Source organism: Bacillus cereus group sp. MYBKT111-2 (assembly GCF_051915205.1).
GTDB classification, from domain to species: Bacteria; Bacillota; Bacilli; order Bacillales; family Bacillaceae_G; genus Bacillus_A; species Bacillus_A paranthracis.
This window is the reverse complement of sequence record NZ_JBQAEG010000011.1, coordinates 48353-72232: the sequence shown is the minus strand read 5'-3', so window position 1 is coordinate 72232 and position 23880 is coordinate 48353. Positions and strand designations below refer to the sequence as shown.

Here is a 23880-nt window from a genome sequence, read left to right as displayed (position 1 = left end):
AAATTAAATGTTTGCGCTTTCAAAAAAGGTACTATATAGTGAAGGTGGACACTGAAAAATTCTTCTGAATGATACTCGTATTTTTAGAGGGCGAATTTTTTAAATAGGGATTTAGAATGAAAAGTATAGGTGATGAAAATGATAGCAACGAAGGATATACGTATAGAAAAAGATTTTTTAGGTGAAAAGGAAGTACCAAGTAGATCTTATTACGGTGTACAAACATTACGTGCGGTAGAAAACTTCCCGATTACAGGATATCGCATCCATCCGTCACTCATTACGGCAATGGCAATTGTGAAAAAAGCGGCGGCACTTGCAAATATCGATACTGGTTACTTAGCGAAAGACATTGGGCACGAAATTGCGGAGGCAGCGCAAGAAATTGTTGATGGGAAATTCCATGATCAATTTATCGTAGATCCAATTCAGGGCGGTGCTGGAACTTCTATTAATATGAATACAAACGAAGTAATTGCTAATCGAGCGTTAGAACGTATGGGATATGAAAAAGGCGAGTATGCAAAAATTAGCCCAAATACGCATGTAAACATGGCTCAGTCAACGAATGATGCGTTCCCAACGGGAATTCATATTGCAACTCTTATGATGTTAGAAGAACTTCTTATTACAATGGAAGAACTTCATGCTGCTTTCCGTGCAAAAGCAAACGAGTTCGATCACGTCATTAAAATGGGACGTACGCATTTACAAGATGCTGTTCCGATTCGTCTTGGACAAGAATTTGAAGCGTATAGCAGAGTGCTTGCGCGTGATATAAAAAGAATTAAACAATCTCGCCAACATTTATATGAAGTGAATATGGGGGCGACAGCTGTTGGTACGGGATTAAATGCAAACCCTACCTACATTGAACAAGTGGTTAAACACTTACGAACATTTAGCGGATTCCCACTTGTTGGTGCAGAGCATTTAGTTGATGCAACACAAAATACAGATGCATACACAGAAGTATCTGCAGCGTTAAAAGTATGTATGATGAATATGTCTAAAATTGCGAACGACCTTCGTATTATGGCATCTGGTCCACGTGTTGGATTGGCGGAAATTCAATTACCAGCTCGTCAGCCAGGTTCATCTATTATGCCAGGTAAAGTAAATCCTGTTATGGCAGAAGTAATTAATCAAGTTGCTTTCCAAGTAATTGGTAATGATCATACAATTTGCTTAGCGTCAGAAGCAGGACAATTAGAGTTAAACGTAATGGAGCCTGTGCTCGTATTTAATTTAATTCAATCTATTAGTATTATGAATAACGGATTCCGTGTATTCCGTGAATATTGTATTAAAGGAATTACAGCAAATGAAGAACTGCTGAAACAATATGTTGAGAAAAGTGTTGGAATTATTACAGCAGTTAACCCTCATATTGGTTATGAAGCAGCATCACGTATTGCACGTGAAGCAATTGAAACAGGAAAATCTGTTCGGGAGTTATGTTTAGAACATGGTGTACTGACAGAAGAAGAATTGGATATTATTTTAGATCCATTCGAAATGACGCATCCTGAAATTGCTGGAGCTTCTTTACTAAAGAATAAGAAGATGTAATGTAAAAAACACCGATCCATTTGGATCGGTGTTTTATTTTAAAAGATATTAAATACAGCATTTAATTGAAGTAAGCTAATGATAGCTAAGAAGATTAGACTGTATTTCATTGCTGTTTTAAATAAGGCAGATTCTTTACCAACTAGTCCAACTGCTGCACAAGCAACTGCTACAGATTGAGGTGAAACCATTTTTGCCATTGTACCACCTACTACGTTTAAGGCAACAAGAGTAGAAGGAACGATGTTTAATTGATCTGCAGTTACTGCTTGAAGCGGTGCGAATAATGAACCACTTGATACTACTGATCCTGTAATGAATACGCCGATCCATCCTAAGATTGGAGAAAGAATTGGGAATGCATTACCAGTAGAAGAGAATGCAAGTCCAAGTGTAGATGACATACCAGAGTAGTTTTCTACGTAAGCTAACGCGATAACGCTACAGATTGTATATACTGGAGCTTTTAGCTCTTTCATTGTTTCAACCATTAATTCTTTAACCATTTTACCTTTAACGCGGTACACGATAAGTGAAACGATAATTGCTAATACAATTGCAGTAGTTGTAGATGAGAATACATCAAATTTGAAAACAGCTGCGAAAGGTGTATCAGCTTTTGTAATTGGTGTAGTTTTCATAACAGCATTATGAAGACCAGGGAATTGAATGTTAAATACTAAGTTTGCTAGTGCACCATCCGGAGCAAATAACGCTTTAATTGGTTTTAAATTAAAGATTGTTACGAATGCAGTTAAGAATACGAATGGAGACCAAGCATATAAAATTTGATTGAATGTATGAGATTCTTTTTCTTCTTGTTTTTCTTCTTTAGTAGAAGATTTTGGCTGCCAAACACGTAAGAATAATGCAAGAGAGATCATACTTACAACGGCTGCGAAAATATTAGTAAGTTCTGCACCTAAGAAGTAAGTTACAACGAACTGAGTAATTGCGAAAGAAATACCACTTACAAGAATACCTTGCCAAGTTTCTTTAATACCTTTAATTCCATCGACCATTGAAACAAGTAAGAAAGGTAATACAATACTAATGAATGGTAAAATAAGAACAGTTTGACGACCGATAGTTAATGCATCAAGTTCAGTTAATTGTGCTGGTACTGTAACTGGGATACCCATAGCACCCATAGCACCACCAGCGATATTAGCTACTAAACAAATACCTGCTGCTTTTAATGGGTTAAAGCCCATACCTACAAGTAGTGCAGCTGTAATAGCAACTGGAACACCTAGACCAGCTGCGCCTTCTAAGAAAGCACCGAAAGAATAAGCAATTAATAATACTTGTAAACGTTGATCATTTGTAATACTTGAAATGCTATCACGAATGATGTTGAATTGTTCTGTTTTAACAGTTAATTTGTAAAGGAAAATTGCTGCGATAACGATAGTACAAATTGGGTAAAATCCGGATAAAATACCGAATCCGGCAGATGCTACAGCTACTGTTGCTGGCATTTTATAAACGAATATAGCAAGAATAATAGCGACAATCACACTGTAAAGCCCAGCGATATAACTTTTCATTTTCAGTCCCATTAAACAAATGATGAAGCAAAAAATTGGAAGTGCTGCGATTAGAGCAGATAACCAAATATTGTTTAATGGGTCATAAATTTGTGTCCAAGTACTCATAATAATGACAACTCCTATCTATTTTATGTGAAGAAATTCACATTATTTGTGAAACTATTCACAATCAACTTACATGCTTAGTATATTCTCCTTCAACACTATTGTCAACGTAAAAAAGTATAATTATTCCATAATAGTGTTAAAAGAACTGCTTTGTTCATAAAGTCGACAAAAAGCCCACTCAAATCTATTCGAGTGGGTGAGATAAATTATTTGCATATTCTTTTCTTGTAGTTGTTTATACATTATTGATACTACAGCTCTATAGTAGAGAACGTCTTTGTATCGAATATAGAGCTGCAGAATGTACCGTTTGTCCTATTTGATCAAGTCAGGGGTGGGACAGTAAATATACTTAATAGGAAGTGTTCCATCATAGTTCAAGCGATTGAATATTAATTAAAAAGTAATAAGTTAATATTTAATGTTACGGCAGCTCTTTTTACTGAAAATTCCTTTTAGCGTAACAAAGAGGTTAAATATAACCCAAATACGTTACGATAGGTTATCAATTATAGACGATATTTTACAATATCATTACTGCACGTTGCAATGAGGTGAAAATATAACAAAAAGCTTGATAAAACAACGTTTGCAAGCAAAGTATTTGCAGTCCGTTGTTTTGCTTTTTCGTTATATCATATAGTATAATATTCAAAATCAGCAAGGAATTTTTCCTGAGTTCTTTGTTGGTTAAGGTGGAAAAAATTTTCAGCTTTATAGGTTGATAAAGTTATGTCGTAACAGGAAATATAAGAACAGATATATAAATAAATAAAAAGAAAATAAAAACGAAAATGAGGGGAACTTTATGAGCCAAAATCAATTCGAATGTCATATTTCAGAAGAAGATGTACAAATGTTAAGAGCGTTAGCGCATCCGTTGCGTCTACGTCTAGTAATGGAACTAATGCAACGTGGAACTTGTAATGTAACACAATTACAGGAAGTGCTAGAAATTCCACAATCAACAGTTTCACAACATTTAACGAAATTAAAACAAAATAAAGTAGTACGCTTTGAACGACGAGGACTAGAAGTGTATTATCAAATTCATAACGATAAAGTAAGTGAAGTAGTAAAAACATTATTTTCTTAAAATTTGAATATTATGGAAAAAGACGTATGGGACCTACGTCTTTTTTTATTTGTCAGAAAGGTGACATGAGAGAAAATGTTGGAATGTAAGGAAGAAAAGGCTATTAATTAACATGCTGCGATATGGAATATATTCTAAAGGGAAAAGAAAAGATAGAAAGGAGTGTAGCAAGTAAAAGGAGGAATGGTAGTATGGATGTAAAACGTGTGAAACAAATTTTATCTTCTTCAAGTAGAATTGACGTTACATATGAGGGCGTACCAGTATGGATTGAGAGCTGTGACGAGCAGAGCGGGGTTGCTCAAGTGTATGATGTATCTAATCCTGGAGAAAGCGTTCACGTGAACGTGACGGCTTTAGAGGAGAAGTAATAGAAAAGACGCTTCTGATTTTAGAAGCGTCTTTTTTTGTATTATTCCATCATACTCGCAACTTTTTTAGAGAAGAGAAGGAGTACAAGTCCTAAGACGATAACGATAATACCGATACTTGCAAATACTTCAAGGTATCCTAATGATTGTGTAAAGGAAGCAAGTTTACCTGCTAACCAGTTAGCCATACCCGTACCAGCTAACCATACCCCCATTAGTAATGATGCTAATTTTACAGGAGCGATTGCACTTACCATTGATAGACCGATTGGTGATAAGAATAACTCACCAATTGTATGGAAGAGATAAGTGATAACGATGAATAATAAGTTCGCTTTTACAGTTATATCTGCTTCACTACTTCCAGTTTTTAGAACTGCTAATGTTAAAACAAGATAACCTATACCTAGTAAAATCATACCAAATGCCATTTTTGTTGGCACGTTTAAATCACCGCGTTTTGTTTTAGAAAGTTTTAACCATAGCATAGATACAAATGGTGCAAGTAGTACGATGAATGCTGGATTAACGGATTGGAACCAAGATGTTGGAACTTCCCAACCGAAAATTGTACGATCAACAAATTTATTTGTATAAAGTGTTAAAGAACTACCAGCTTGTTCAAAGCCTGCCCAGAAGAATACTACGAAACAAGTTAAAATTACAATTGCCCAAGTACGGTTTTTCTCTTGTTTTGTTAAAGGTTTCTTTTCGATTACAGGTTGATTTTTTGATTTTTTACCGACAACTGTTGTTCCTGCTTTACCAAGGTAACGAGGAGCTAATAAGTTGAAAACAATTTGCCCAATAATCATACCGATACAAGCTGCTAAGAATCCGTATTTATATCCCATAACGATAACGCCATTAGCGCTTGTTTTAAAGAAATCTTCTGCTAAAAATCCACAAATAAGTGGAGCAAAGAAAGCACCTACGTTAATACCCATATAGAAGATAGTAAATGCACTGTCACGACGTGAATCATTTTCACCATACAATTCACCTAACAGTGTAGAAATATTTGGTTTGAAGAATCCATTACCAATAACTAATAGTATTAATCCAAGAAATAGTCCTGTTTTTGTATTCATTGAGAATAGTACAAAGTTGCCGATTGCCATAATAATTCCGCCGAGAGTAATGGCATGACGTCTTGTGATATAATGATCCGTTAGCCATCCGCCTATAATTGGCATGAAATATACTGCCGCTGTAAAAGTACCATATAATTGCACTGCGACTGCCTTATCAAATCCTAACCCACCACTAACAGCAGCAGTTGTTAAATAAAGAACTAAAAGGCCACGCATTCCATAATAACTAAATCTTTCCCACATTTCTGTTAAGAACAACAAATACAACCCTGGTGGATGTTTTTTTGGTGATTGTTGCTCTCCAGCTTTGTCTAATTTTAAAGCTGCATCCATTTTTGTTTCCCCCTAATCCTGTATAACGGATATTTATGTAATCATTTTAATTTACAAAATATTTAGAAGTCAATAGAATTATATGGAAATAGAAAGAAAATTTCTAAAAAAGTTCTATTTTACTTCGACCGTTACTGTATTTTGCCCTGAAAACGAGATGATAAGCGTTTTCAAATGTAATAATTGAATTCTAAAAGAAAATAAAATAGTGATTAATCAGAAAATTTAGATTAAAATATTTATTCTGATATAGAGAAAATATATTCTATTTACTTTTATAATATAACATATTGGGAATAAAAATACAAAACGAAATAATGTGACATTTAAGTGGATTGAAAAATAACCAGCTCCACAGAAGGGGAGCTGGTTAAGGAAATACTATTTAACAAAGCGTTTTTCGATATCATCTAATAGTAGGTTAGCAGCCATTACACCGCCAGCAGTATTCCAAATCACATCGTCAACTTTGTATGCTTTATTATTTTTCACTGCATTTAAATTTTTAAATAGTGGATCATTGATATATTCTTTTTCTAATTCAGAGCCTTTTTTCTCGTTTCCTTTATCGAATGTGAAGTAGAACAATACATCGCCATCCATTGCAGAAATACGTTCTTTAGATACGTTACGCTCTGCGAAGTCATCTTTATTTTGATCGCCAGGACGTTTAAATCCAAGTTCTTTTAAAATAACACCAGAGAATGTATCACCATGATAAATACGAACATCACCAGGCATGAAGCGAACCATAGAGATTTCTTGATTTACTTTATCACCTAGTTTGGCTTTTAAATCTTTCATACGTTTATCGTAATCAGCTAAAACCTTTTGGCCTTCTTTTTCTTTATTTAATGCTTTCGCATAAAACTTGAAGTTATCTTTCCATTCACCGCGTAATGTTTCAGAGAACACAGTAGGTGCAATTGCTTTTAGTTGCTCGTACACTTTTTCGTGACGCATTTTGTTACCGATAATTAAGTCTGGTTTTAAAGAAGCGATAGTTTCTACGTTCACTTGTCCTTCATCACCAACAACTTTTACATCTTTCATTTTATCTTTAATATGTGGATACCATGGATCACCAGTCCAAGACTTTACAGCTCCAACTGGTTTCACACCTAGTTCAAGTAAAGCTTCAGTTCCTTCGTTTGTTAAAATAACTACACGTTTTGGATTAGCAGGAACTTCTGTTTTACCCATTGCATGTTCCACAGTAATCATTTCTTTTTTCGTATCTTCTTTTGATTCGTCTTTCGTATTTGATTTTCCACAAGCACTTAAAAGTAATGAAAAGGCTAATAAAAATACAAATACTGTAAACGATTTCTTTCGCATGAAATTCATTATGTACCCCCTACATATTGAGAATTTTTTTCAATAGCAAGCATGATATTAAGCCTTTATCTTTTGATTGTCAATACATATGGTGAAAATAATTCTCATTTCCGTTGACAATGAGAATTAAGTTGAAATACACTTACAACGTATCATTATACATTGAAGGGGAAACGCTGCATGTTATTAAAAACAAATCAAGCAAAATGGATTGGATTATTTGTTGGAATCATTGCAGTCATTACTTGTATTTGGGGAAGTATTATTTTCGGATATACAAATACGAGTTGGAAATTAGCGTTAGATGCTTTTTTCCATTTTAATGGGTCCAATGAACATATTATTATTCAAAATGTGCGTCTACCAAGAGCATTAATTGCAGCGAGTGTTGGTGCTAGTTTAGCCATTGCAGGTTGCCTTATGCAAACTTTAACGAAGAATCCACTTGCTTCTCCAGATTTTATTGGATTAAATTCAGGTGCTGCTTTCTTCATAGTTGTAGCAATTGTTATTTTTTCCGTGACATCACTATCAGCTTTTACGTGGATTGCCTTTTTGGGGGCAGCAGTTGCAGCTGTACTTGTATTTGCTTCTAGTTCTTTAGGAAAAGAGGGGACAACGCCTCTTAAATTAACATTAGCGGGGGTCGCAATTAGTGCGTTATTTTCATCGTTAACACAAGGATTACTTGTTTTAAATGAAAAGGCGCTTGAAGAAGTATTATTTTGGCTTGCCGGATCTGTGCAAGGAAGAAAGTTAGAAATTTTACAATCTGTATTCCCGTATTTATTAATTGGCTGGATTGCATCTATTATGATGGCAGGGAAAGTAAATACATTAATGATGGGGGAAGACGTTGCAAAAGGACTTGGGCAAAGAACAATTTTAATGAAATCATTCGTGTTACTTATTATTGTCCTGTTATCTGGTGGTTCAGTTGCGGTCGCTGGTCCGATTGGATTTATTGGTATTGTTACCCCGCATTTTGCCAGATTTCTGGTTGGAGTAGATCACAGATGGAGAATACCGTATAGCGGCTTGTTAGGTGCAATACTATTGATTTTAGCTGATATAGCAGCAAGATATGTCATTATGCCACAAGAAGTACCAGTAGGAGTTATGACAGCATTTATTGGTGCGCCGTTCTTTATTTATATTGCACGTAAGAGAGGGCTTAGCAAATGAAGAAGTATATTCCGTTTCGTATAGGAAAAGGCGGGCTCTCGTTTTTAATGTACAAACGAGCTTGTCTCGTCTTATTCAGTTTACTAGTTGTTTTAATAGGATTATTTTTTGCGAGTGCAGGTATGGGAGACATGAAAATTGCTCCTTATGATGTATGGCAAGCAATCACTGGAAATGGCGATGCGATGTCCAATATGGTTGTAAATAAGTTTCGTATGCCGCGTATTTTAATTGCTATCCTTGTAGGAATCGCACTTGCTGTAGCAGGATGTATTTTACAAGGGCTCGTTCGAAATCCACTTGCTTCTCCGGATATCATCGGGATTACAGGTGGTGCAAGTGTTACAGTGGTATTATTTTTAGCTATATTTAGTGATAAAAATAATGCGCTAACTGTAAGCATTCATTATATGCCGTTAGCAGCTTTTATTGGGGCAACGATTGTAGCACTTTTTGTATATTTATTTGCATGGAGAAATGACGGATTATCACCGATTAGTCTTGTTTTAATTGGTGTTGGTTTTTGGGCATTAACGAAAGCGGCAACGACTTTGTTTATGTTGTTAGCGCCAATTTACCAAGCGAGTCAAGCGAATGTATGGATTACAGGCACTGTTTATGGTTCTTCTTGGCAAAACGTCATGGTACTTGCGCCGTGGGTTCTCATTTTAACGGTAATATCATTTATAGCTGCTAGACATTTAAATGCGCAAGAGCTAGGGGATGATATTGCGGTAGGGCTTGGTGTTCCTTTAACGAAGTCACGCATATTTATGTTATTACTTAGTACAGCTTTAATTGGTGGAGCAGTTGCCTTTGCTGGTGGAATTGGATTTGTCGGTTTAATGGCACCTCATATTTCACGAAGACTAGTTGGTTCTTTATACGGTGCATTACTCCCGGTTGCGGCTATTGTCGGTGCAATTTTAGTACTTGCTGCAGATTTAATTGGGCGTACAGTTTTCACCCCACTTGAAATTCCAGCAGGGGTATTTACATCAGCAATTGGTGCACCTTATTTTATTTATTTACTTTATAAAAGTCGGAATTCATAAAGGAAGATGAATATGCAAAAAGCATTGGAGACGAAACGTTTGACGTTGTCTTACGGTGAAACAATTATTATTGATGAGTTAAATTTAGAAATTCCAAAAGGTGAAATTACCATCTTTATCGGTTCTAACGGTTGTGGGAAATCGACCTTATTACGTTCACTAGCTAGATTATTAAAACCAACAGCTGGTGACATTTTGTTAGATAATCAAGTCATTCAAAATATGCAAACGAAGCAAATCGCTCGTCAAATGGCAATTTTACCGCAAGGACCGCAAGCGCCAGAAGGGCTTACAGTATTGCAACTTGTAAAGCAAGGACGTTATCCGTATCAAACATGGCTGAAGCAATGGTCAGAAAAAGATGAGGAAATGGTACAGAAAGCACTTGCAGCAACAGGTATGACAGAATTTGCTGAGCGTGATGTGCATGCTCTTTCAGGTGGACAACGACAACGTGCTTGGATTGCAATGACGCTTGCGCAAGATACAGATATTATTTTATTGGATGAGCCTACTACCTATTTAGATATGACTCACCAAATTGAAGTGCTAGATTTATTATTCGAATTAAATGAAACAGAACAAAGAACAATTGTTATGGTACTACACGATTTAAATTTGGCCTGCCGTTATGCAGACAATATTGTAGCCATTCAAGATAAACAAATATATGCACAAGGTAAGCCAGAAGAAGTAGTAGATGAGAAGCTAGTACGTGATGTATTCCGAATGGAATGTCAAATTAGTACGGATCCGTTATTTGGGACGCCACTTTGTATCCCGCATGGAAAAGGAAGACGTGTACGTAAAGAAGTTGCTCATGCAATGAGATAAAGAAAAAGACGATGAGGAAATCATCGTCTTTTTTATTTTCGGCAAGAGAATAAGAGAAAGAGGGGAATACGTAAACGACGTTCATATTCTTCCACGCTTTGAAAATAAGTTTGATCTGGTGTAGCTTCTTTTAAATTTGTAATTGTAAATCCAGCTTGTTGTAATAGTGTAAAATATTCTTCCGTTGTACGATGATATTTAATAACTTCTTGATCAATCCAAGGTTCAACCCGTTTGCCTAGTTTAAAGTAATCATCGACAAGCCAACTCGTTCTTTTTCCGCTCGTTTGCAAGCTTTCAAATGAAGAGGTAATAATAGGGTGTTGAACGCTAAAAGTAAAGGTTCCATTTGTCTTTAAAGTTTCGTACACATTTTGAAAAATGATAGTAAGATGTTCGATATAATGTAAGGCGAGTCTAGATGTTACTAAATCAAAAGTAGAAGGAGGGTATGTGTAGTCTTTGAGGTTTAAAAAATGAACGGCGCCATTTTTGTTTTCTAGTTGTTTTTTAGCTTTTTCATACATAAGTTCGGAGCCTTCAATACCGGTGTAAGAGTGGCAGTCTTTTTCTAATAATTCCTTGCCAAATTTTGCGTCCCCACAGCCTAAATCGAGAATTTTCTTTCCTTTCACATCACCAATGAGTTGAAAGAAGGCTGGTTTTTCAAGTGATTCATTTGGGCTATTTTCTCGGTATCTTCGTTTCATATATTGTTCAAAAAAAGCTTCGTTATTATATACATCAGATTCAGTAAATGCCATGATTGAAGCCCCCTTACATATTTTTTTTATTCTACCAAAAATGAAAAGTAAATGATAGATTTCTTGTAATGAATCATATATAATCTAGAATTGTAAGCGGTTACTTTAAACTATTTTTCTATAATAAATTCTGAAAACGTGTTAAGCTAGTAGAGGGATTATTAGAACTATTAAGACAATAATTCGCTTACATGAACGATGGGAGGCTTCACGATGTCTAGTAAAACACTTGCGAAATTTTTAGAAGAAAATTTAGAGGATTTAAAATCAAAGGGGCTTTATAACGTAATTGATCCGCTCGAAAGTTCAAATGGACCGATCATTACAATTGGCGGAAAAGAATATATTAACTTATCTTCAAACAACTATCTTGGATTAGCAACAGATAGCCGTTTGCAAGAAGCTGCAATTGGTGCAATTCATAAGTACGGCGTTGGAGCAGGAGCGGTTCGTACAATTAACGGTACTTTAGATTTGCATATTAAATTAGAAGAAACAATTGCAAAGTTTAAACATACAGAAGCAGCAATTGCTTATCAATCAGGATTTAATTGTAATATGGCAGCGATTTCAGCTGTTATGGATAAAAATGATGCGATTCTTTCAGACGAGTTAAACCATGCTTCTATTATTGATGGTAGTCGTCTATCAAAAGCAAAAATTATTGTTTATAAACATTCTGATATGGAAGATTTACGCCAAAAAGCAATCGCGGCGAAAGAATCAGGACTTTACAATAAATTAATGGTAATTACAGACGGTGTCTTTTCAATGGATGGAGATGTTGCAAAACTACCAGAAATTGTTGAGATTGCGGAAGAATTAGATTTAATGACATACGTAGACGATGCACACGGTTCAGGTGTACTTGGTAAAGGGGCAGGAACTGTAAAGCACTTCGGTCTGTCTGATAAAGTTGATTTCCAAATTGGTACATTATCAAAAGCAATTGGGGTAATTGGTGGATATGTAGCAGGGAAACAAAACTTAATTGACTGGTTAAAAGTTCGTTCACGTCCATTCTTATTCTCTACAGCATTAACACCAGCTGATGCTGCAGCTTGCATGAGATCAATTGAAATCTTAATGGAAAGCACAGAGTTACACGATCGTTTATGGGAAAATGGTCGCTATTTAAAACAAGGGTTAAAAGAACTTGGCTTTAACATCGGAGAAAGTGAAACGCCAATTACACCTTGTATTATAGGTGACGAAGTATTAACACAAGAATTTAGTAAACGTCTAAATGAAGAAGGCGTATATGCAAAATCTATCGTGTTCCCAACTGTAGCTAAAGGAACAGGACGTGTTCGTAATATGCCAACAGCAGCTCATACGAAAGAAATGTTAGATGAAGCAATTCGTAAGTATGAAAAAGTAGGGAAAGAAATGGGCATCATTTAAGTAACGACATCTTTTGAATAGCTTGCAAATGAGGAGTGGGGAAAATGAAAAAAATTCTAGTAACCGGTTCTTTAGGGCAAATTGGTTCTGAACTAGTAATGAAACTTCGTGATGTATACGGCGCATCAAATGTTATTGCAACAGATATTCGTGAAACAGATAGTGAAGTAGTAACGTCTGGTCCATTTGAAACGTTAGATGTAACAGATGGACAAAAACTACATGATATCGCAAAGCGCAATGAAGTAGATACAATTATTCATTTAGCAGCTTTACTTTCAGCAACAGCAGAAAAAAATCCGTTATTTGCATGGAATTTAAATATGGGCGGACTTGTAAATGCATTAGAAGCAGCTCGTGAATTAAACTGTAAGTTTTTCACGCCAAGTTCTATCGGTGCATTCGGTCCATCAACACCGAAAGATAATACACCACAAGATACAATTCAACGTCCTACTACGATGTATGGGGTAAACAAAGTAGCAGGGGAATTATTATGTGATTATTATCATCAAAAATTTGGCGTTGATACGCGCGGTGTACGTTTCCCAGGCTTAATTTCTTACGTAGCTCCTCCAGGAGGCGGAACAACTGACTATGCAGTTGAAATTTATTATGAGGCGATTAAAAAAGGCACATACACCTCATACATTGCAGAAGGAACATACATGGATATGATGTACATGCCAGATGCTTTACAAGCGATCATTTCATTAATGGAAGCTGATCCAAGTAAGTTAGTGCATAGAAATGCATTTAATATTACAGCAATGAGCTTTGAGCCAGAGCAAATCGCAGCATCAATTCGTAAACACATTCCGACGTTTACAATGGACTACGCTGTAGATCCAGCTCGTCAAACAATCGCTGATAGTTGGCCAAACTCTATTGATGCAACAGCAGCAATGAAAGAGTGGGGCTTTAAAGCAGAATACGATTTAGACAAAATGACAACGGACATGTTGGCTAAGTTAAAAAAAAAGCTCACAGCTGAGTTAGTGATGAATTAATAGGAAGGGTCGATTCTTAGGAATCGACTCTTTTTATTTGTATTTTAGGAATATACAAATAATTACAAGTGTGATAGAATGAGTTAATTTGTGTGTAAAGGGGAGACAGGGAATGGAGAAATGGGAGTTAGCAAAGGAAATTTACAATACGTCACGTTTAACGGGAACATTTAAACTTCGATCAGGACAAGTATCAAATCAATACTTTGATAAGTACTTATTTGAATCTAATCCAGCATTGTTAGTAGAAATTGCTAAGCAATTGAAAGAGCTCATTCCTCCTGAGACAGAAGTGCTCGCAGGCTTAGAGATGGGAGGAATTCCAGTAGCAACAGCATTATCTTTACAAACGGGTATACCAGTTGTATTTGTAAGAAAAGAAGCGAAGAAGTACGGTACATGTAAGTTAGCAGAAGGCGTTAATATTACTGAGAAAAATGTTTGTGTTGTTGAAGATGTTATTACGACAGGTGGTCAAATATTATTAAGCACGAAAGATTTAAGAGAACTAGGTGCGAAGGTACATCATGTTTTAGGCGTAATTGAACGAACAAAAGAGGGAAGAGAAAACTTATTAGAAGATGGCTTACAGCTACATTCTTTATTTACAATGGATGAGTTAATTGAAGGAGAAAAGGAACATGCAAAGGGTTGATGTCGTATACGCACTAATACATGACGAAGAAACAGATAAAATATTAATGGTACATAATGTAGAACAAAATGTTTGGTCATTGCCGGGTGGGGCTGTTGAAAAGGGTGAAACGTTAGAGGAAGCTTTAGTAAGGGAAGTAAAAGAAGAGACAGGTTTAACTGCTGTGGCAGGTGGACTTGTTGCGATTAATGAAAAATTCTTTGAAGAGCCAGGGAATCATGCGCTATTATTTACATTTCGAGCGCATGTAGTAAAAGGTGAACTTGTTGCAGCAGATGAAGGAGAAATTTCCGCAATGGAGTGGGTGGACAGAGCAATTGCAAATGAACGATTCCCATTCTACGATGGAGGATTCGATTCATTATTAGAAGTAGCCATTCCATATAAGTTTCAACCAGAAACAAAGTGATTGAATAGAAAAAACAGGAGCGCAAAGCTCCTGTTTTTCTATTCAATCGTCTTCAGTAATAACTTTTTCAATAGTGGTTTAATCTTCAGACGTAAATCTTCAGCGTGATTTGCAACTAAGAAGTGATGGTTATAAATGTTCTTCATTAATTGATAAGTTGCTTCTTTCGCTTCGCCTTCTTCGATGAAAATTCCGATTACTTCCATACCACTTTTACGAGCAAGTTTGACAGCTTCATGCGTATCTAAAATACCGTCTTGTTGGTAGTCTAGCGCAGAAGGTTCACCGTCTGTGAAGACAAGTAAGAATTTATGTTTTTCTGGTCTTTTTGCAAGCTTTTCAGAAACGATACGAATGATATATCCGTCGCGGTTATCTTCTTCTTCGCGAAGCTGCATAATTTCTGGACCAACGTTTGGTAACGTTGAGTTTTTATACGTTACAACTTCATGGATAACGTTCGGCTTATCTTCAGGTTTAGCACTAGAAGCATCTTCCCAAAATCCGCTAATAGCGTGCGGGATTTTTAAAGATTTTAACGCTTCATGGAATAGGACCACACTCTTTTTCGTTTCTTCCATCTTGTTATACATAGAACCAGAGCAGTCTACTAATAGTTGGAATGCAACGTCGAGCTCTTGTGATTCTTGTCCTTTTTTATAAAACATGCGCGGCTGCTTTTCAGTATAAATACGAAGGAATTTCTTACGAAGTCTTCCGTAATATTTATCACTATTTGCATTCGTTTTATTTTCAATCGTTTTTTCGATAATTTTCTTTAATTCTTTTACATCTTTATTAACGACTGATTTGATAGCTTGGTAATCCTTTTTCTCATCAGGATTTGGTTTACGTGCTTCTTTAAATGTATGAGAAGCGCCAGTGTTATATTTACCATATGCACCATCATTTTGACTAGAAGCGTGAGAAGCTCTTGCTTCTTTTGTGTCAGCACCATCAAAGTTAGATTGTGTACTTTTTTGAGAAGTACCTTGTACAGAGCCAAGTGCTTGGTCGCCATCTTCTGATTCGCGAGCAGTGTCACCCATCATATTTGTTTTTGTTCCGCTTTCTAATTCAAAGCGTAAAAAGTTCTCGTTTTCATTGTTTTTATTTTCACGGTGCCATGTTGAGAAGCTTTCATCTATTTTGTTTTTATTCTCATCGTCATCTATGAGCTGCGTATCATCGTTTGCTAAATCTTCGACGCGACAGTTTTTTTCATCTGCAATGACAGATAAATAAAGCGGTGCATGCCCGAAATAGTTGTTCAGCATATCACTTTCAAGAAGCTCCTCTAAGCGATAGCGAATTTTCTCAACGATATACATAATATCTTCCGTATTACGAGCTTGGAATGTTTCATGCAAAATAGCTTCAATTTGCTCGAAATATTCATTATTAAACATTTCATATTTATCGCTCGTTAATGAAAGATAGCATAGACAAAATAGACGATCACCGTGATAGTTACGAACACGATTGATTTCATTTTGTGAGCTAAAGTAATTGCGATACATTTCTTTTCTTCTTTTAAAAACATGCTTTGTGCCAGGGCGTAAGTTTTTTACGATTTCCTCAACACGTAAATCTTCTAATAGAACAAATAATTGTGTTAAAAACTTTTTTAAGGGTGATTCTTGCAATTCAATTGCATAAGAACGAATTAAAGTCATGTCCGAGTAATGTTTATTACCAAGTGCTTTTAAAAACACTTCGCTTTTTAATCCGATTACTGTATCCTCTTCTTTTCGATCATCCCAAAAGTGACTAATGACAACCTTTTTTTCAATTTCGTCGTAGTATGCTTTATAGCCATACTCAAGGTAGGCATCATCTTCTTTGAGAAGGGCATACATTAAGTTTTCCATTTGTAGAAACAGCGACGCATCAATTTTTTTGTCACTAAAAATTTGTCTCATAAATTATCCCTCAAAGAAATAACTTTCTGCTAATTCACGGACAGTCATTTGTTCTGTTTCATCGTTTAATTTTGCGATAATACTACGTTCAATTGCACGCATAACGGGAATATATACACCTAAATCACATGCATCGATAATGCCACGAATACTTGCTGCTTCTTCACTTACGCGGCCATCACGAGCTAAAGGCATAAGATCGCTTGCAAATGCAACAAACTTTTCAATTGTTGCAGTGTCTTTTAGTTTTGATTCTGCTAATAATAGTTCTTTTAATGTATCACCTTGGATGTAGGGAACTTCAATAATAACGAAACGGTTTTTTAACGCTTCGTTTAGTTCACTTGTTCCAACGTAGCCTTCATTAATTGCTGCGATTACACGATACTCATCATCACCGTATACAACTTCTTGTGTAAATGGATTTGTAATCATTTTACGGTAATCTAATGCACCGTGAAGAAGTGGTAACGTTTCAGGTTTTGCCATATTGATTTCATCAATATATAGGAAATGGCCGTTCTTCATTGCTTTCATAAGAGGACCGTTAACGAATGTAACTTCAGATGCGCCATCTTTCGTTTGTAGTGTGTTGTATCCTAAAATACCTTCTACATCTAAATCGACAGAACAGTTAATACTATGCATTGGTTTTTGGAATAAAGAAGAAAGTGTTTCAGCTAGTACGGTTTTACCACTACCAGTCGGCCCTTTTAATAGAATATTTTTGCCAAGAAGAAGTGCTGTAATGGCATCTTCGATAATGCTATTATCAGATGCTTTATATATTTTTGTACCGATTAAATGTGCATTTTCACCAGCTTCTTGTTTATTCTTTTCGTGAATTGTAGAAAGCTGCTGTTTTAAATCTGCATGTATATGAAATTGTTCTAACATGTATGTCCCACCTAACATTATTTTCATAAAGTAATACATCTTATGATAACTTGTTTTAATATGGTATGCAAAGAAAAGGAGAGGGGACAAATATAAAAGAAAAAGCAATCAATTGTACATTGATTACTTATAGTAAAGGAGAAATGAGCCTCATAAAAGATTCTAATATTCGTTTTTTGATACTTCTCTTTTGGAAAGCGTTCCATTTAATTTCAGTGGAATGCTTAAAGTCTTCTTCAAAATCACGTTTAATATCATGAACAGTTTCTGATTCATACAGTACGCTAATAATTTCATAATTCAATTCAAAGCTTCGTACGTCCATATTTGCTGTTCCGATTGTTGCAATTTTATCATCAACAAGTACAATTTTTGCATGCATAAAGCCATCTTTATAACTATAAATGGAGGCACCAGCTTTTAAAAGTGGAGTGAAGTAGGACTGAGATGCTTGGTCACTAATAATACTATCACTTTTACCAGGATATAAAATGCGTACATCTATGCCAGATATTGCACTTAAACGTAATAATGTTAAAGTTTCTTGATCTGGAATAAAGTATGGTGTAGCAATCCAAATAGATTTTTTTGCCGAGCCCATAACAGCTAATAATGTATTGCGAATGCTCTTATCATCTGAGCTTGGCCCGCTTGCTACAATTTGCACGGCACCTTCTGCACTTGAAATTTCTTTACCTGGGAAGTATTGTCTATTCATAAATTGATCCCAAGAATAGGTTTTCAAACCACTAGATGCATAGAGCCAGTCCTCTAGAAAAATTGCTTGTAATTTATATAACGCTTTTCCTTCGATTTTTAAATGACTATCACGCCAAACGGGAAACTTTTTTGAACGGCCAAGATATTCATCACCGACGTTAAGTCCTCCAGTAAAACCGATTTCTCCATCTACAATGACGATTTTACGGTGGTTACGATAATTGACGGTTTCAAGTAACCAAGCTGAAAAAATAGGATCAAATTCAACAATTTCAATCCCAGCTTCTTTCATAGGTTTTAAAAAGCGTCTTCTTAACGTATTACTTCCTAATCCATCATAAAGGAAGCGTACAATAACACCAGCTTTTGCTTTGTTTATTAAAGCATCCCGAACTTTTGTACCAATCTCATCAGATTTATAAATATAGTATTGAATATGTATATGATGTTTTGCTTGCTCGATCGCTTGCAAAATTGCTGAAAATGTTTGATCTCCGTTTGTTAAAAGTTTTGTAGTTGTTCTATCTGCGGCAGGCCCGCCTCCAAATTTTTGTACAACTTCTGTTAAATGGGTAGAGCGTTCACTTAATGGGACTTTGAGTGATAACTCTAGTCGTTTTCCTTCTAATATTTCACGGAATAATTTTCTTTGTTCTTCTGAACGATGGAGATGCTTTTTTCTTCTCCAACGGCTACGCCCGAAAATAGAGTATAAAAGTACACCTACAACGGGAAGAAGTGCTAATACTAAAAACCACGCTAAGGTACTTTGAGGAGACCTATTTTCGATAAAAATAACGAATGAAATTCCTACAATTGTAATGGACCAGAGAACGCCGACAAATGTATATAACGAAATATACGATGTATTTAATAGGAAAAGAACGATAGATACAATTGTAAATATTAATAGTAATTGGACAATAGGTTTCTTCATTTCTATATAATTCCTCTAATCTTTCTTCAATATAGACTTCCTAAATAGCGGATGTAATGTGACATTTTTATCCCACTTTAATGGGCAGTAAGCCCCCCACTGATTAAAGTTTCACTTTATTATAAAGTGTTTTCTGTTTTTTACAAAATGTAGGTATTTCCCCATACTTTCCGCATTTGTCCTACATACAGTGTATTGTTACGTTTTTAAAGAGAAAAGGAAGGTGAATAAAATGTATGGTCGTCCAATTGGAGGATTTGGTCACGGTGGTGGTTTCGGTCACGGAGGTTTTCATGGTGGTTTTGGACATTCACCATTTTTTGGTGGAGGTTTCTTTCCAGGGTTTGTAGCAGGAGCATTACTCAGCCCTGGATTTGGTTATGGCGGATATGGTTATCCGTATTACTCGGATTATTCTTATTATACAGGTTACCAACAAGATCCATATTATTCTTACAATACCTATTAAGATGAGAAAATGGAAAAGGAGAGGGGAAATATGAATTATATAGAAAATAACGCATTGTATTATCGTAATCATCATCATGGAGGGCACCATCATAACGGCGGACATCACCACCATGGTGGGCACAATCACCATGATCATCATCACCATCACGGAGGTGGATGGGGCTGGGGTGGCGGCTCATGGGGCGGTGGATTTTTCCCTGGAAGTTTTGCTGGAGGTGTGTTAGGTGGGCTTACAGCTGGCGCATTAACGGGTGCAGCAGGTGGAGGCTACTATCCAGCGCCGTACCCAGTAACTTATCCAGCGCCATATCCAGTGCCATATCCAGCACCGTACCCAGTAACTTATTCAGCGCCATATCCAACACCATATCCGTATTAAACAAAAAAAGAGGATATCCTCTTTTTTGTTTAATACAGTATTTATTTATAAAATTCTTCCAAAAACAAGGTGAAAATATGTTAATATTTTGTTATTATAATTCAAAAACTACTATTTATAATCGAAACGGTATTATATTGCTTTTTATTACAAATAATATTATGTTATTTTAATCGACATATTTCAAAACGTGATGTATGTAAAGAACGATTATTAGGAAATGAAATATCTCTATTTCTATGAAAAGAAACAAGTTGTGTTTTAGTCAGATAGGAAGCAAGGAGAGATGCGCATGCTAGAACAAAGAGGTCATGCATTATATGAATCTTCATTGCGAGATTTAAAGTTAGCATTAGATGAGTCTTCAATTGTTGCGATTACAGACCGAAAGGGTCTTATTACATATGTAAATGATAAGTTTTGTGAAATCTCCAAATATACACGAGAAGAGTTAATAGGGAAAGATCATCGTATTTTAAATTCAGGACATCATCCGAAAACATTTTTTCAAATGCTATGGAAGCGTATTTTGAGCGGAAAAGTATGGAGAGGGGAGATTCGAAATCAAGCAAAAGATGGTACATATTATTGGGTTAAAACAACAATTGTTCCATTTTTAAATGAAAAAGGAGAGCCATATCAATTTATTGCGATCCGAAATGATATTAGTAGTAGGAAAGAAGCAGAACAGAGGTTACGGTTAAGCGAAAGTCGTTATAGGGAGCTTGCGTATCATGATGCTTTAACGAGTTTACCGAACCGTTTACAATTAATAACGACTGTTAACGAATTAATTGCAGATAAAAGAGAGTTTGGTATGATTTATTTTGATTTGGATCGTTTTAAATTAGTAAACGATACGCTAGGTCATATGATAGGAGATTTACTTTTAAGCGAAGTTGCTTCACGGTTGCATTATGTGCTAGGAGAGAAAGATGTTCTGGCTAGGCTGGGTGGCGACGAATTTGTGTTGTTAACAAAAAATCATACACAAGATGAGATGAGGCAGCTAGCGACATCTGTGTTGTCATGCTTTCAGGCGCCATTTATACTTGAAGGTCACGAAGTATACATTTCAGCTAGTCTAGGACTGTGCTCATATCCGCAAGATGGACAAGATGTAGAAACTCTATTGAAGAATTCAGATTTAGCTATGTATAGTGCGAAAGAACAGGGAAGAAATGCAGCGTGTTTCTTTACAGATGAGTTACGTGCGAAAATAAATCGTAGAATGAAAATTGAATTTGCTTTGCAAAAGGCAATTCGTGATGAAGAGTTAGATGTGGCACTGCAGCCTATTATTGATTTGAAAACGAAGAAATATACTGGTATTGAAGCTTTAGCGCGTTGTTCGACAGAAGAAGGACCTATTTCACCAAGCGAATTTATCCCAGTAGCTGAAGAATCTGGACTTATTATAAAATTAGGAGACTGGGTATTAGAAAAGTCATGTCGCTTGTTTAAAACATTGCCAGAGTATGAAGAAGGACTAAAGTTATCTGTGAATTTATCCATACAACAATTAATGCAAAAGCGTTTTATTTTATCTGTACGTAGCATTTTAAGGAGAACTGGATTTCCTGCAAATCGTTTAATTTTAGAAATAACGGAAAGCATTGCTGTTCGTCATTTTGATTATATTATTGCTACATTACAAGAATTAAGAAATATGGGTATTTTAATTGCTTTAGATGATTTCGGAACGGGTTATTCTTCCTTATATTATTTAAAACAACTACCGCTGGATATAGTAAAAATTGATCGTAATTTTATTCGTGAATTTCATTATGATCATGCACAGCCAGAGCGAACGATTGTAAAATCTGTTATTGAAATTGCCCATAGCTTACATTTAGCAGTAGTTGCTGAAGGGGTAGAGACAGTAGAGCAAGAAAGCTTATTAAAATCGATGGGCTGTGATTATGTACAAGGATTTTATTATGCAAAACCTTTATCTGTAGCAGAGTTAAAGGAAAAGTTAATTATAGACTTCTAATAAAAAAGAGAAGCCAGAAGCTTCTCCTTTTTTAATTCATTTTTTGTGAGTCTTTCATTAGTACAGGATAAAGAATAAGACCTAATACGAACAATCCGATTCCTAAGAAGAACGTTTTTAAATCAGCAGTTCCCGTTTTGATAACCCAAATAGAATATATGAATGCTAATGTAGTAATGATGCCGTCCTTTATTCGAGAGCCAGGCATTATATCATACGTTTCTCCTGTAATAACTAATTTGAATTGGTACAGTGTAGAAACAAGGTATGGAATTAAATAAGCTAATGTTGCTACAACGATAGCGAAATTATAAGCTTCTGATACGGTACCAGAAATCGTTGAGAATAAGAAAATTTGCGTCATTACATTTGTAATTAATAATGATTTTGAAGGACTACCCTTTTTATTCGTTTTCGCGAAAAGCTTAGGGAAAAGGCCGTTCTTTGCAGCCTGGTAAGGTACTTCTGAACTAACAACAATCCAGCCCACTGTAGATCCAAATAAAGATACAAGTGCAAGTAAAGCCATGATATAGGCACCTTTATTGCCAATTGCTAAATTTAATGCGTCTACTAATGGTTTTTGAGACTCTTTTAAAGCATCTTGCGGGAGAGCGCCCATTGTAAGTAGAGTAATTGACATGTAAATAAGAAGAGCGATAATTAATCCGAAAATAGTCGCTTTTTTAACATCACGCTGAGATTTTGCACGATTAGAAAGCATGACAGCCGATTCAATACCGATAAACGCCCAAAGTGTTGCAATAGCAGCTGAATTGATTTGTCCACCTAAAGAAATGGATTGTCCTGCTTCATTCATAAATGTTTGCCCGTCTCCGAAATTAGAGGCATTGAAAATGAATAATGTGATTACAATAAACATTGTAAATCCGATAATTTTTGCAATAGTAGCAAGAAGATTCATATTTCCAGCACGATCAATATTTTGAGAAAGAATATATTGAATTCCCCATAACATAAGGCTACATACGAGGAACGTTAATCCTTTTCCAAGTTCTAGTGAAAATCCGTTCGTTGAAAAGAGAATTTGCTTACTTTGTAAAACTGGAAAGAATGTTGATAAATATCCAGCAAAGGAAATAATAACAGATGCTGTTGCAGCCCAGTTCGCAGCCCAATATCCCCATGCCATACTATAGCCTGCAACTTTACCCGCTTTTTTTGAAGGGAACATCGCTTGAGCATAGCTTTGTGGTCCCGCTTTTAATTCTGGTTTTCGGATTGCTAAATTTCCAAATACGAGTGCAATCATAAATACGCCAAGTCCTGTAATACTCCATGCAAGTGTAGAACCCATTGGACCTGATACTTGTGCTAAATTTGCTGGGAGCATAAATACGCCACCGCCAACCATATTCCCGATAACAAAAGCTGTTAAAACCCATAATCCCCATTTTTTCGTTTCCATTTTTGTTAACTCCTTTGTAGTAATATTTGCTTAAACATCATTTTTTACTAGCTTTTTGGCAATAAAAAAAGAGCCATGTAGATAAAAAATACCTACATGGCTCTTTGCCAAAGCGTAGGTACAACGGGAATAACCCTTGTACCTACGCGTAATTTTTCCGCTAGGTTTCAAGGGTTACGTATGATGATGATGTTTTTGTGCAAATGTAACTACAATTGTTGTATAAGTAAGCATAGTTCTTTGCTCCCTTTCTCCTCTGATTTTGAAGTTAGTATACTACATGTTTTTTTGAATGAAAAGAAAAATATAAAAATTTTTATAAAAATACGTTTTAGAGATTAAATATTT

The 23880-nt window shown here is 35.7% G+C and carries 21 protein-coding genes; 13 read left to right on the top strand and 8 right to left on the bottom strand.

The window, feature by feature from the left end:
• The first annotated feature begins 138 nt into the window (after positions 1-138).
• Positions 139-1572, top strand: a complete 1434-nt coding sequence (gene aspA, locus ACTFNE_RS23710) for an aspartate ammonia-lyase (RefSeq protein ID WP_046198927.1) — start codon at positions 139-141, stop codon at positions 1570-1572.
• Between the two features lie 38 nt (positions 1573-1610).
• Here the strand turns inward: aspA and ACTFNE_RS23705 are convergent, their stop codons facing one another.
• A complete protein-coding gene (locus ACTFNE_RS23705; RefSeq protein WP_000109110.1) occupies positions 1611-3230 on the bottom strand; it encodes an L-lactate permease in 1620 nt (539 codons plus the stop codon).
• A gap of 811 nt (positions 3231-4041) precedes the next feature.
• On the opposite strand from ACTFNE_RS23705, the gene ACTFNE_RS23700 reads away from it, so the two are divergent.
• Positions 4042-4329 carry an ArsR/SmtB family transcription factor gene (locus tag ACTFNE_RS23700; RefSeq protein ID WP_000081427.1) on the top strand — a complete coding sequence of 96 codons (288 nt, stop codon included), beginning with the start codon at positions 4042-4044 and terminating at the stop codon, positions 4327-4329.
• A gap of 191 nt (positions 4330-4520) precedes the next feature.
• On the top strand, positions 4521-4700 hold the full coding sequence (locus tag ACTFNE_RS23695; protein ID WP_000382683.1) for an acid-soluble spore protein H: 180 nt from the start codon (positions 4521-4523) through the stop codon (positions 4698-4700).
• A 41-nt stretch (positions 4701-4741) separates the two neighbouring features.
• On the opposite strand, the gene ACTFNE_RS23690 is transcribed toward ACTFNE_RS23695, so the two are convergent.
• On the bottom strand, positions 4742-6127 hold the full coding sequence (locus ACTFNE_RS23690; protein WP_046198926.1) for a peptide MFS transporter: 1386 nt from the start codon (positions 6125-6127) through the stop codon (positions 4742-4744).
• A 381-nt stretch (positions 6128-6508) separates the two neighbouring features.
• Positions 6509-7474, bottom strand: a complete 966-nt coding sequence (locus ACTFNE_RS23685; RefSeq protein ID WP_046198925.1) for an ABC transporter substrate-binding protein — start codon at positions 7472-7474, stop codon at positions 6509-6511.
• A 171-nt stretch (positions 7475-7645) separates the two neighbouring features.
• Between ACTFNE_RS23685 and ACTFNE_RS23680 the strand changes: the two genes are divergently transcribed.
• From ACTFNE_RS23680 to ACTFNE_RS23670, 3 genes are read left to right on the top strand one after another with little or no spacing between them, the layout of a single operon-like run.
• A complete protein-coding gene (locus ACTFNE_RS23680) occupies positions 7646-8650 on the top strand; it encodes a FecCD family ABC transporter permease (protein ID WP_046198924.1) in 1005 nt (334 codons plus the stop codon).
• On the top strand, positions 8647-9705 hold the full coding sequence (locus tag ACTFNE_RS23675; protein ID WP_046198923.1) for a FecCD family ABC transporter permease: 1059 nt from the start codon (positions 8647-8649) through the stop codon (positions 9703-9705). The genes ACTFNE_RS23680 and ACTFNE_RS23675 overlap by 4 nt, the downstream gene beginning before the upstream one ends.
• A 12-nt stretch (positions 9706-9717) precedes the next feature.
• A complete protein-coding gene (locus ACTFNE_RS23670; protein WP_046198922.1) occupies positions 9718-10539 on the top strand; it encodes an ABC transporter ATP-binding protein in 822 nt (273 codons plus the stop codon).
• Between the two features lie 32 nt (positions 10540-10571).
• On the opposite strand, the gene ACTFNE_RS23665 is transcribed toward ACTFNE_RS23670, so the two are convergent.
• Complete coding sequence (locus ACTFNE_RS23665) at positions 10572-11303, bottom strand: class I SAM-dependent DNA methyltransferase (RefSeq protein ID WP_046198921.1); 732 nt, start codon at positions 11301-11303, stop codon at positions 10572-10574.
• A 213-nt stretch (positions 11304-11516) separates the two neighbouring features.
• Here ACTFNE_RS23665 and ACTFNE_RS23660 point away from each other — a divergent pair, with 213 nt between their 5' ends.
• From ACTFNE_RS23660 to ACTFNE_RS23645, 4 genes are all read left to right on the top strand, one after another.
• Positions 11517-12707: a glycine C-acetyltransferase gene (locus ACTFNE_RS23660; RefSeq protein WP_000095906.1), complete on the top strand. Its 1191-nt coding sequence runs from the start codon at positions 11517-11519 to the stop codon at positions 12705-12707.
• Positions 12708-12751: 44 nt separating this feature from the next.
• Positions 12752-13717 carry an L-threonine 3-dehydrogenase gene (locus ACTFNE_RS23655; RefSeq protein ID WP_000723139.1) on the top strand — a complete coding sequence of 322 codons (966 nt, stop codon included), beginning with the start codon at positions 12752-12754 and terminating at the stop codon, positions 13715-13717.
• 112 nt (positions 13718-13829) lie between these two features.
• Positions 13830-14372: an orotate phosphoribosyltransferase gene (pyrE, locus tag ACTFNE_RS23650; protein WP_000417029.1), complete on the top strand. Its 543-nt coding sequence runs from the start codon at positions 13830-13832 to the stop codon at positions 14370-14372.
• Positions 14359-14781 carry an NUDIX hydrolase gene (locus ACTFNE_RS23645; RefSeq protein ID WP_001189954.1) on the top strand — a complete coding sequence of 141 codons (423 nt, stop codon included), beginning with the start codon at positions 14359-14361 and terminating at the stop codon, positions 14779-14781. Before pyrE ends, ACTFNE_RS23645 begins: the two co-directional genes overlap by 14 nt.
• Before the next feature lie 38 nt (positions 14782-14819).
• On the opposite strand, the gene ACTFNE_RS23640 is transcribed toward ACTFNE_RS23645, so the two are convergent.
• The 3 genes from ACTFNE_RS23640 to ACTFNE_RS23630 form a co-directional block, all read right to left on the bottom strand.
• Complete coding sequence (locus ACTFNE_RS23640; protein WP_046198920.1) at positions 14820-16703, bottom strand: vWA domain-containing protein; 1884 nt, start codon at positions 16701-16703, stop codon at positions 14820-14822.
• Positions 16704-16706: 3 nt separating this feature from the next.
• Positions 16707-17600, bottom strand: a complete 894-nt coding sequence (locus tag ACTFNE_RS23635; protein ID WP_000892977.1) for an ATP-binding protein — start codon at positions 17598-17600, stop codon at positions 16707-16709.
• Between the two features lie 127 nt (positions 17601-17727).
• Positions 17728-19257, bottom strand: a complete 1530-nt coding sequence (locus ACTFNE_RS23630; RefSeq protein ID WP_046198919.1) for a cardiolipin synthase — start codon at positions 19255-19257, stop codon at positions 17728-17730.
• A gap of 232 nt (positions 19258-19489) precedes the next feature.
• Between ACTFNE_RS23630 and ACTFNE_RS23625 the strand changes: the two genes are divergently transcribed.
• The 3 genes from ACTFNE_RS23625 to ACTFNE_RS23615 all read left to right on the top strand — a co-directional run bounded on the left by ACTFNE_RS23625 (position 19490) and on the right by ACTFNE_RS23615 (position 22103).
• Positions 19490-19726 carry a hypothetical protein gene (locus ACTFNE_RS23625; RefSeq protein ID WP_000274352.1) on the top strand — a complete coding sequence of 79 codons (237 nt, stop codon included), beginning with the start codon at positions 19490-19492 and terminating at the stop codon, positions 19724-19726.
• Positions 19727-19756: 30 nt separating this feature from the next.
• Positions 19757-20107 (top strand): hypothetical protein, encoded by a 351-nt coding sequence (locus tag ACTFNE_RS23620; protein WP_046198918.1) that lies wholly within the window; start codon positions 19757-19759, stop codon positions 20105-20107.
• 292 nt (positions 20108-20399) lie between these two features.
• Positions 20400-22103, top strand: a complete 1704-nt coding sequence (locus ACTFNE_RS23615; protein ID WP_000893367.1) for a putative bifunctional diguanylate cyclase/phosphodiesterase — start codon at positions 20400-20402, stop codon at positions 22101-22103.
• Positions 22104-22134: 31 nt separating this feature from the next.
• On the opposite strand, the gene ACTFNE_RS23610 is transcribed toward ACTFNE_RS23615, so the two are convergent.
• Positions 22135-23532 carry an amino acid permease gene (locus ACTFNE_RS23610; RefSeq protein WP_046198917.1) on the bottom strand — a complete coding sequence of 466 codons (1398 nt, stop codon included), beginning with the start codon at positions 23530-23532 and terminating at the stop codon, positions 22135-22137.
• Between the last annotated feature and the right edge of the window lie 348 nt (positions 23533-23880).